General features: G+C 39.1%; 1 pseudogene. It reads left to right on the top strand.

Going from position 1 to position 274, the window contains the following annotated elements:
- Nucleotides 1-202 (top strand): annotated as a pseudogene (locus SB660_RS20470) (SAM-dependent methyltransferase); the annotation flags it as partial.
- Between the last annotated feature and the right edge of the window lie 72 nt (nucleotides 203-274).

The raw sequence follows: 274 nt of genomic DNA, 5'->3' as shown, positions 1-274 counted from the left end.
CAAGTTGAATGAAGCTACTTGGCGAATGGATTTAATGCAAGGTTTTGATGAATGTATGCGAGTGCTAAAACCAAATGGTACTTTGATTTTCAAATGGAATGAGGACCAAATATCATTACGAGAAGTTTTGGATTGCTTTGGCCACAAACCGTTATTCGGGGATAAGCGCAGCAAGACGCATTGGATTGTATTTATGAAGTAGTGGAAAGATATTGTGCAGAAACGGAGGTAGCAACATGAAAACAATAGCTTGGTTTAGTGGTGGTGTAAGTAG

It is taken from the genome of Bacillus sp. SIMBA_005 (assembly GCF_046535585.1).
Taxonomy (GTDB): Bacteria; Bacillota; Bacilli; order Bacillales; family Bacillaceae; genus Bacillus; species Bacillus pumilus.
This window is presented reverse-complemented; position numbering and strand designations above follow the sequence as displayed.